Origin of the sequence: Microbacterium salitolerans (assembly GCF_019720895.1) — a bacterium.
Taxonomy (GTDB): domain Bacteria; phylum Actinomycetota; class Actinomycetes; order Actinomycetales; family Microbacteriaceae; genus Microbacterium.
Map to the genome: position 1 here is coordinate 648,221 of NZ_JAHKSH010000003.1, position 9,927 is coordinate 658,147.

At 69.6% G+C, this 9,927-nt stretch carries 7 protein-coding genes and 2 tRNA genes; all 9 read left to right on the forward strand.

Features of this window, described 5'->3' with window-relative positions; all coding sequences use genetic code 11:
- Nucleotides 1-86 precede the first annotated feature (86 nt).
- The 9 genes from serS to KOL93_RS09540 all read left to right on the forward strand — a co-directional run bounded on the left by serS (nt 87) and on the right by KOL93_RS09540 (nt 9,381).
- Nucleotides 87-1,358, forward strand: coding sequence for a serine--tRNA ligase (serS, locus tag KOL93_RS09500; RefSeq protein ID WP_221585083.1), 1,272 nt, complete (start codon nt 87-89; stop codon nt 1,356-1,358).
- Nucleotides 1,355-2,239: an HAD-IIB family hydrolase gene (locus tag KOL93_RS09505; RefSeq protein ID WP_221585084.1), complete on the forward strand. Its 885-nt coding sequence runs from the start codon at nt 1,355-1,357 to the stop codon at nt 2,237-2,239. The genes serS and KOL93_RS09505 overlap by 4 nt, the downstream gene beginning before the upstream one ends.
- A gap of 107 nt (nt 2,240-2,346) precedes the next feature.
- Nucleotides 2,347-2,431 (forward strand) — tRNA-Ser (locus tag KOL93_RS09510).
- 32 nt (nt 2,432-2,463) lie between these two features.
- Nucleotides 2,464-3,714: an LCP family protein gene (locus KOL93_RS09515; protein WP_221585085.1), complete on the forward strand. Its 1,251-nt coding sequence runs from the start codon at nt 2,464-2,466 to the stop codon at nt 3,712-3,714.
- Between the two features lie 68 nt (nt 3,715-3,782).
- A tRNA-Ser gene (locus KOL93_RS09520) sits at nt 3,783-3,871 on the forward strand.
- A 184-nt stretch (nt 3,872-4,055) separates the two neighbouring features.
- On the forward strand, nt 4,056-5,303 hold the full coding sequence (locus tag KOL93_RS09525) for an MFS transporter (protein ID WP_221585086.1): 1,248 nt from the start codon (nt 4,056-4,058) through the stop codon (nt 5,301-5,303).
- 71 nt (nt 5,304-5,374) lie between these two features.
- Nucleotides 5,375-6,223, forward strand: coding sequence for an ABC transporter ATP-binding protein (locus KOL93_RS09530; protein ID WP_260406221.1), 849 nt, complete (start codon nt 5,375-5,377; stop codon nt 6,221-6,223).
- Nucleotides 6,220-7,215 carry an ABC transporter substrate-binding protein gene (locus KOL93_RS09535; protein ID WP_221585087.1) on the forward strand — a complete coding sequence of 332 codons (996 nt, stop codon included), beginning with the start codon at nt 6,220-6,222 and terminating at the stop codon, nt 7,213-7,215. Before KOL93_RS09530 ends, KOL93_RS09535 begins: the two co-directional genes overlap by 4 nt.
- A gap of 3 nt (nt 7,216-7,218) precedes the next feature.
- Complete coding sequence (locus KOL93_RS09540; RefSeq protein WP_308291601.1) at nt 7,219-9,381, forward strand: iron ABC transporter permease; 2,163 nt, start codon at nt 7,219-7,221, stop codon at nt 9,379-9,381.
- Nucleotides 9,382-9,927: the final 546 nt, after the last annotated feature.

Below are 9,927 nucleotides of genomic sequence, written 5' to 3' on the forward strand. Positions count from 1 at the left end.
CGGGCCACGCGCCGTTCTCTGCGGCACATCCAGCTCCCTCGATTCGCGGATCCCTGCGCACATCCGCGCGCGCATAGACTTGACGCGTGATCGATCCCGCACTTCTCCGTGAGAACCCCGAGGCCGTCAAGCAGTCGCAGATCGCGCGCGGCAGCTCGCCCGACGCGGTCGACGCCGCGATCGCCGCCGAGGCGTCTCGCCGCTCGGCGCTCACCGCGTTCGAAGAGCTGCGCGCCGAGCAGAACGCGTTCGGTAAGACGGTGGCGAAGGCGCCGAAGGACGAGAAGGCGGCGCTCGTCGCGCAGGCGAAGGAGCTCGCCCAGCGCGTGAAGGATGCGCAGGCCGCGTCCACCGCGGCGGAGCAGGCGTACCGCTCGGCGATCGACCAGATCCAGAACGTCGTCATCGAGGGCGTCCCCGCCGGCGGCGAAGAGAACTTCGTCACCATGCGCGAGGTCGGCGACATCCCGACGTTCGACTTCGCGCCGCGCGACCATCTGGAACTCGGCGAGATGCTGGGTGCGATCGACATGGATCGCGGGGCGAAGGTCTCGGGCGCGCGCTTCTACTTCCTCAAGGGCGTCGGCGCCCGGCTCGAGATCGCGCTCATGAACTACGCGCTGAACATGGCGCTCGAGAACGACTTCACGCCGATGATCACCCCGACGCTCGTGCGTCCCGAGGTCATGGCCGGCACGGGCTTCCTCGGTGCCCACGCCGACGAGATCTACCACCTCGAGGAAGACGACCTCTACCTCGTGGGCACGAGCGAGGTGGCGCTCGCCGGGTACCACCAGAACGAGATCGTCACGTTCCCCGAGACCGGATCCCTCAAGTACGCGGGCTGGTCGACCTGCTATCGCCGCGAGGCGGGCTCGCACGGCAAGGACACGCGGGGCATCATCCGCGTGCACCAGTTCAACAAGCTCGAGATGTTCCTCTACTGCCGCCCCGAGCAGGCCGAGGCCGAGCATGCGAAGCTGCTCGCGCTGGAAGAGGAGATGCTCACGTCGCTCGGCCTCGCGTACCGCGTGATCGACGTCGCGGCGGGCGATCTCGGCTCGAGCGCCGCGCGCAAGTACGACACCGAGGCGTGGGTGCCGACGCAGGGCGCCTTCCGCGAGCTGACGTCGACGTCCAACTGCACGACCTATCAGGCTCGTCGTCTCGACATCCGTCACCGTCCGGAAGGGGGCGGCAAGACGCAGCCGGTCGCGACGCTGAACGGCACTCTCGCGACGACCCGCTGGCTCGTGGCGCTTCTCGAGACGCATCAGCGCGCCGACGGATCCGTCGTGGTGCCCGAGCCGCTCCGGCCGTACATGGGCGGTCTCGAGGTTCTGGAGCCCATCGCATGACGCGAGCCGGAGCGCGCTCCGAATCGGATCCATCGAGGGGAGCACCGGCACCGGGCTCGCGTCCGGACTCCCTGCTCATCGCGCTCGACATCGACGGCACGGTGCTGCTCGAGGACGAATCCTTCAGCCCTGGCGCGCGCGAGGCCGTGCGCGGGGCGGTCCGCGGCGGGCACATCGTCACGCTCGCGACGGGACGCAGCTGGGAGGCGACGCACCCCGTGCTCGGCTGGCTCGGTCTCACTCCGGCGTACGTCGTCTGCGCCAACGGCGCGACGATCATGGAGCGCGACGTCACGCAGGAGACCGACTACCGCCGCCACACGATCGAGACGTTCGACGCGACGGCGGTCCTGTCGCACCTCGAGCAGCACCTGCCCGACGCGAACTACATGGTCGAGCTCGGCGACGGCACACGGCTGTTCAACACCTTCATGGATGACTGGGATCTGTCGCGCCCGAACGCCCGCCGCGCCACGATCGCCGAGATGAAGGGGCTCCCGGTCACGCGCGTCGTGGTCGTCTCGCCCGAGCACGACAACGTCGAGTTCGTCGGCTTCGTCGAGCGCATGGGGCTGCAGCAGGTCTCGTACGCGGTCGGCTGGTCGGCGTGGCTCGACATCGCCCCGCAGGGCATCGACAAGTCGACGGCGCTCGAGCAGGTGCGCGAGATGCTCGGCGTCGAGCGGGAGCGTGTGGTCGTCATGGGCGACGGACGCAACGACGTGCAGATGCTCGACTGGGCGCGTCGCGGCGGCGGAGCCGCGGTCGTGATGGGGCAGGCCGTGCCGGAAGTGCTCGAGCACGCCTCGCAGACGACGGGCACAGTGCACGAGGGCGGCGTGGCGCAGGCGCTGCGGGCCGTCGGCGCCGTGGGGGAGTGAGCACACCTTCATCGGATTCGCATATGTGCCTCTCAGTGCGGTGCGTCACAATCGACGACACCAACCTCGGCTAGACTCGTGCGCTGTCGGCGGGCTCCCCCGTCGAAGGAGGGTTGTCCGAGCGGCCGAAGGAACTGGTCTTGAAAACCAGCAAGCAGAAATGCTTCGTGGGTTCGAATCCCACACCCTCCGCTGAGTAGGCCGGTCCGCCGGAAAGGACGCGTGTGAGCAGAACTCCGAACCATGGTGTGCGTGGGCCGATCGCGCGCCACACCAGACTGCGTTCGCCCGGTTTCCTCGCGCAGTCTCTGAAGGCGATCGCGTTCGTCGTCTCGGCGGCGTTCGTCGCCGTCGTCGGAGTCGGTGCGTACGCCTACACCGACCTCACGAGCACACTGCAGGGCAATGCCGTCACGCTCGACGGGCAGGACACGGCGCCTCCCGAGGTCGACGTGCTGCCGAATCAGGCGGTCAACATTCTGCTCACAGGCGTCGACAAGTGCGAGTCCGACCTGCTCGACGATTTCGGCGGACGGTGCACCCCCGAGATGGCCGAGGCGCAGAAGGACTCCTACTCGGGCGTCCTCAACGACGTCAACATGGTTCTGCACATCTCGCCGGAGCCGCGCCGCGTCACGGTGATCAGCATCCCGCGCGACATGATGACCGAGCGCCCGGCGTGCCAGGACGCCGACGGCGAGCCGACGTATCCGGCGACCGCCGCGGCCTTCAACGAGTCGTACGGAACCGGCGGTCTCCCCTGTGTCGTGAACACGGCAGAGGAGCTCACGGGGCTCGATATCGACCACGCCGCGATGATGACGTGGGGCGGCGTCATCGACATCACGAACGCCATCGGCGGCGTCGACGTCTGCGTCGCCGAGGCGATCTCCGACCCGATCCACACGGGCCTCGAGCTCGATGCGGGCGAGCATACGCTCGAGGGCATGACCGCGCTGCAGTTCCTGCGCGTGCGCACGGGCGTGGGCGACGGATCCGACCTCTCCCGCATCAGCAATCAGCAGGTCTACATGGGCTCTCTCGTGCGCAAGCTCGTGAGCGAGGAGACGCTGACCGACGTCGGCGCTCTCGTGAGGCTCGCGAACGCGGTCGTCGACAACGCGACGGTGTCGACGGGCCTCACCGACCCGATGGCGATGGTGCAGATCGCGAGCGCCGCGTCGAGCGTGCCGCTCGCGGACTACGCGTTCATCCAGTTCCCGGCGATCGACTACGCGCCGGACCCCAACAAGGTCGCACCCGACGAGGCCGCGTGGGAGCAGGTGCGCGCCGCCCTCGAGGCGAACCAGCCGCTCGACCTCGGCACGCCCGAGCCGACGGAGACACCCGCTCCGACGGACGACGTCGCGCCGACGCCGACCCCCACGCCGACCACGGTCCCGCTTCCGAGCAACCTGAGCGGCTCCAATGCCGACCAGGCGACGTGCTCCAACCAGGAGTCGGCGCTCTTCTGACACGCCGTTTCGACGTGAGGTCAGCGAACAGGTAACATGGACGAACGTGCCTGCGGGAGCGGGTACCTGGAGACGTGCCGGAGCGGCCGAACGGACTTCACTGCTAATGAAGGGTCGGGCTAAAACTCGACCGGGGGTTCAAATCCCCCCGTCTCCGCCGATCGAAAGCCCCCGGTTCACCGGGGGCTTTCTTCGTTCTCGGCGTGCACGTGGTGTGCTCAGTTGCGCTCGTTATCCTCGTCTGCGGGCGCTCCGTGCGCCCACGAAAGGCTGTGCATCTACCGGCCGCCGGCACCTCCGGCGGACAGCGGCGGCACCCACCGCTCACCGTGGAGGTGTCCATGTCACTCATCGATGTCGTCGAGACGCGGCCGGATCAGAGGGTCTCGCTTCTCCGATCCGTCGGGCTCGCGTACTTCCTCGTCGCGTTCGTCGCGCGCCTTCCCTACGCGATGATGGTCGTCGGCGTCCTCACGGTCGTCTCATCCGCACGGGGATCCATCTCCGAGGGCGGCCTGAGCTCGGCAGCCGTCGGCATCGGCACGGCGTGCTTCGGAGCACTGCTCGGTGCCGCGGCCGATCGCTTCGGGCAGCGTCGCGTGCTCCTGCTCCTCGCGTTTGCGAACTCTGCCCTGATGCTGCTGTTCGCGGCCGCGGTCTACAGCGATGCGTCCGTCGGCGTGGTGCTCGCCGCGGCGTTCGGCATCGGCGCGACCGCGCCCCAGGTGGCACCCATGTCGCGCGCGCGGCTCGTCGGCGTCATCGCCGAGAAGATCGCCCCGAACCGTCGGGAGCGCACGGTCTCGTCGACCATGGCCTACGAATCGGCCGCCGACGAGACCGTGTTCGTCCTCGGCCCGTTCCTCGTGGGGATCCTCGCGGCTGGAATCGCGCCGTGGGCGCCGCTCGTCGGCGCAGCCGTCCTGACACTCGCGTTCGTGAGCGCGTTCGCTCTGCACCCGACGGGCCGACGGGCTCGCGTGGATCACGCGGACGCGCGTCCGGCATCCTCCGTGCGCGACCTGTTCCGCGCACGGATTCTCGTGATCGTCGTCGGCATGTTCGGAGTGGGCGCCTTCTTCGGCACGACGCTCACGTCGCTCACCTCGTTCATGACCGATCGCGGCGACGGCGAGAGCGCCGGCGTCCTGTACGGGATCATGGGGATCGGATCCGCCGTGCTGGCGCTCGGCGTCTCGATTCTTCCGCCGCGGTTCACGCCCCGCGCGAGGTGGATCGTGTTCGGCGCGATCATGGTCGCGGGAAGCGTGCTCGTCGCGGCGGCCGGCGATGTGGCCGCGATGGCGATCGCGCTCGGGCTCGTCGGCATCGGCGTCGGTCCGACGCTCGTCACCCAGTACAGCTTCGGCGCCGCGCACAGCCCGTCCGGGCGCTCGACGACGGTCATGACGATGCTCGGGTCGAGCCTGATCGTCGGGCAGTCGCTGGGGTCCGCCGTCGCAGGGCAGGTGGCGGAGAGCGCTGGAACGGGATGGGCGGTGCTCCTTCCCGGCGTTGCGGCGGCGCTCGTCCTGGTGGCCGGCATCGTCAACGCATGGCTCGGCAGCGCGGCTCGCGTCGGCGCCTGATCGCCCGGAGCGCCGGCGCCGTGTGACGTCGGTGTTCTCACGCGTTCGCAGGTGAGGTTAGGCTTACCTTCATGACTGCCGATCGTGTCGCCCTCCGCGCGCACCGCGTGTGCATGGGGTATGGCCCCGTCGACGTCGTGCGCGACGCCGAGATCTCCCTCGAACCCGGCGCCGTCGTCGGTCTGGTGGGCCCGAACGGATCCGGCAAGTCGACGCTCCTGCGGGGCCTCGCCCGCCTGCAGGGGATCCGCGAAGGGGAGATGCTCGTCGACGGCGGCCGCGACGCGCTCGCCGTCACGTCGCGCGAGTTCGCCCGCATGGTCGCGATGCTCGCGCAGAGCAGGCCCGTGCCATCGGGCGTCACCGTCCGCGACGTCGTGGAGTTCGGCCGGCACCCGCATCGTCGAGGATGGCGTGGGCGAGACGAGGACGGCGCCCGGTTCGTGGACCATGCACTCGACCTCACGGGGATGACGTCGCTCGCGGACGCGCTGGTCGACTCGCTCTCGGGCGGCCAGCTGCAGCGCGCCTGGTTCGCGAGCGCCCTGGCGCAGGACACGGGCGTCCTGCTGCTCGACGAGCCGACGAACCACCTCGACCTGCGCTACCAGATCGAGACGCTCGAGCTCATGCGATCGCTTGCGGACGACCACGGCGTCGCTGTCGGCGTCGTCCTGCACGACCTCGACCAGGCGGCCGCGATCGCCGATCAGCTCGTCGTGCTGTCGCGCGGGCGGGTGGTGGCGTCCGGCGATCCGGCCGACGTGCTGACGAGCGCCCTGCTGAGCGACGTCTACGAGATCGACATCGAGGTCGAACACGGCGCGGACGGTCGCGCCCCACGGATCCACGCGCCGCGCATGCGACTGCGGCGCACCACCGCGGCGGCGGGCGCCGCCGCGCACAAGGAGGACGCATGAACAGGACTGCCGTTGGAGCGATGGGAGCGATCGCGGTGTGCGCGCTCGCCCTGACCGGGTGCGGGGCGACCGAAGCTCCCGTCGAGGCGAGCGAGGGCGACGGATCCGGAGGCGAGGCGATCACGATCGTCGATGCCCGCGGAGAAGAGGTCGTGCTGCCCGACGGCCCCGCGGAGACGGTGGTCGCGCTCGAGTGGAACCAGGCGGAGCTCGTCGTCACGCTTGGTGGCGAGCTCACGGGCCTCAGCGATGTCGACGGCTACACGAGCTGGGTCGGCGAGGCCGCTCCGCTGCCGAACGAGCCGACCGATGTCGGCGTGCGCTCCGAGCCGAGCATCGAGGCGGTGTCGGAGCTCGAGCCCGATCTCATCGTCGGCAGCATGCGGTCGATCCCCGACGAGGCGATGGAGCAGATGGAGCGCATCGCGCCCGTCGCCCTCTTCACGGGGGCCGACGCCGCGGATCCGCTCGGCACGGTGCGCTCGGACTTCGAGACGATGGCGACCCTCCTCGGGGAGGAGGAACGCGGCGCCGAGGTGCTCGCCGAGATGGACGAGACGCTCGCGGCGAACGCGACGCGGATCGAGGAGGCGGGCCTCGCCGGTACGCCGATCGTGTTCGCGTCGCCGTACGCGGACGGGGCGAACGTCACGATCCGCATGCACGGTCCGGGATCGTCGGCGCAGGCCGTCGCCGCGGAGCTCGGCCTCACCGCGGCCTGGGACGACGACGGGGATGAGGGATACGGGCTGTCGAACACCGATCTCGAGGGGCTCACGACGCTGCCCGATGACACCGAGTTCCTCTACTGGGACAACGCCGACGAGGAGGACGTCGTCGAGACATCGCTCGCGGGAAGTGCGGTGTGGGAGAGCCTCGCGTTCGTCGAAGACGGGCGTGTGCACCCCGCCGCCGTTGGGATCTGGGCATACGGCGGACCGGAGTCGATGATGGCCTGGAGCGACGACATCGTCCGCATCCTCGGGGCCTGACCGGTGACGGGCGACACGGCGACGACGACTCCGCCGCGCACGGATTCGAGCCATCTCGCTCCGCCACGCGGGCGCGGCCTCCCCGTCGTCGCGGTGGCGGGTGAGGAGCCCGCCGTTCCGCGCGGGTGGTCGTCCGCGGCGATGATCGCCGCGGCGTCCCTCGTTCTGGTGTGGCTGCTCGTCGCCGTCGTCGCCCATCTCACGCAGGGCACCGCGGATCTGGACCTCGCTGCGCTGTGGGGCATCGTGACGGGGGAGGGCACCTCGCAGGACGCCGCCGTGGTCGCGGAGTCGCGCGTGCCGCGACTGCTGGCGGCGCTCGCCGTCGGATCCGCGCTGGGCGCGTCGGGAGCCACGATGCAGGCCGTCGCCCGCAACCCGCTCGCCTCGCCCGACACGACGGCCGTCAACGCCGGCGCACATCTCGCGGTCACGATCGCGGCAGTGCTCGGCGCCACGCTCAGCCCGTTCGCGGGTGTGGGCGTGGCGTTCGTCGGGGGACTCACGGGCGCCGCCGTCGTCATCGCGCTGTCGTCGGGGAAGGACGCCTCGCCGATCAGGCTCGTGCTCGCCGGATCCGCGATCACTCTCGGGATCTCGTCGATCACGTCGGCGCTGCTGCTCGTGTTCCCCTGGCGCACGCAGAACCTCTTCTCCTGGGGCGCGGGATCCCTCGCGCAGAACGGCTCGCAGACGGTGCTCGCGCTCGCGCCGATCGTGATCGCCGGCATCGCGGCCATCATCGTGTTCGGTCGGCGACTCGACCTGCTCCAGCTCGGCGACGACGCGGCGCGTTCGCTCGGCGTCAACGTGTGGGCGACACGCGTGGTCTTCATCGTGCTGTCGGTCCTTCTCGCCGCCACGGCGGTGTCGATCACGGGGCCGATCGGCTTCATCGGCCTGTGCGCGCCTGTGCTCATGCGCGTGCTCGCCCGATGGGTGCGGCCGATGCGCCGCCACCGGATCCTCGTCGCGATGAGCGCCGTGGCGGGTGTCGCGCTCGTGCTCACAGCGGACGTCGTGCTGCGCGCCGTCGTGCCGGGCGGATCCCAGGTGACGATTCCGACGGGCGTCGTGACAGGGCTCATCGGCGCGGTCTTCCTCATCGCCCTCGCGCAGACCGTGCGCACTGGGGTCTCGTCGGAGGCGCTCGCGGCGATGCGCACGGGCACGCGAATCGGACGGCGCGCGCCGGGGATCGTCATCGCCGCAAGCGGCGTGGTGCTCGTCGCGGTGGTCGTCGCCGGCGCTCTGCTCGGCGACGCACCGCTCCTCCTCGGCGACGTCGCGCACTGGTTGCAGGGCGTCGCCTCCGTGCACGTGCAGATCGTGCTGGAGACCCGGGTCCCGCGCGTTCTCGCCGCGGCGCTCGCGGGCGCATGCCTGGCCGTGGCGGGCTGCCTTGTGCAGACGGTCACACGCAACCCGCTCGCGGATCCCGGCGTCCTCGGCATCTCGGGAGCAGCGGGGCTGGGGGCCGTGGCGGTGATCGTGACCGCGCCCGAGGTGGGATTCGCGCAGACGCTGCTCGGAGCGCTCGCGGGGGCGAGCGTGGCGGCGGTGGTCGTCTTCGTGCTCGGATCAGGCCGTCAGGCGGGCCCCGCGCGCACCGTTCTCGTCGGCGTCGGCACGGGGGCGGCCGCGGGCGCGCTCACGACGCTGCTCATCGTTCGCACGGATCCCTTCAACCAGACGATGGCGATCACCTGGCTCGGCGGATCCACGTACGGCGCGTTCCTCGAGCATCAGCTGCCGATGGTCGCGGCCCTCCTGGCGGCGGGCGTCGTGCTCTCGCGCTCGTCCCGCGACCTCGACCTCGTGCAGTTCGACGACACGACACCCCGCACGCTGGGGATCGATCTCGGGCGCACGCAGGTCCTGCACATCGCGATCGCGGTCGTGCTCACGGCGGTGGCGACGGCGTCGGTCGGCGTGATCTCGTTCGTCGGGCTCGTCGCCCCGCACGCGGCGCGGCTCATGATCGGGAAGCGGCACGCGACGGTGCTCCCGCTCGCGGCCGTGCTGGGCGCACTCCTCGTCGTGACAGCTGACCTGGTGGGCCGTACCGCGATCGCGCCGGCACAGCTGCCCGCGGGGCTCGTCACCGCGGTGATCGGAACCCCGTACTTCGTCTGGCTGCTCTGGCGCATGCGCGCGGGGCGCTGACCAGACACGACACGCCCGGGGGTGGCCAGGAGTTGGCGTCGGGTTCATCCCCGCGTAATGTAATCCCTTGTCGCCGCCAAGCGGTGAGGTTGAGTCGGAAGACTCCCCATCCCAGGCCGTGTGACACAAATCACAAGTTCTTCAGTTCGGATCCCTGGCTTCCAGTTGGGACTCAGGTTCGGGTCTGTAGGTTTGTGGCTTGTCTTCCTCGTTTCGAGTTCGTGAAGATCTCGGCACGGTCGGATGGCTTCTTCGGGAGCTACGGCGTGTCGGATTTGACAGCGAGAAACAGGGTGATAAGATAGAGAAGTTGCCCCGGGGGGCTCAGCTGGAAGGCTGAGGGCCGGGTGCGTCTGATCCTTGAGAACTCAACAGCGTGCACTTGTCAAATGCCAAATTATCCTCGGCATCCATTTCGGTGGGTGTTTGAGAATTCCTTTGGATCATTTGATGTCAGATGACATCATATTTGGTCAGTTTCAAACTCGCTGCGCACACGTTTTCCCGTGTGGGTATGCATCTTTTCTTTTTGGAGAGTTTGATCCT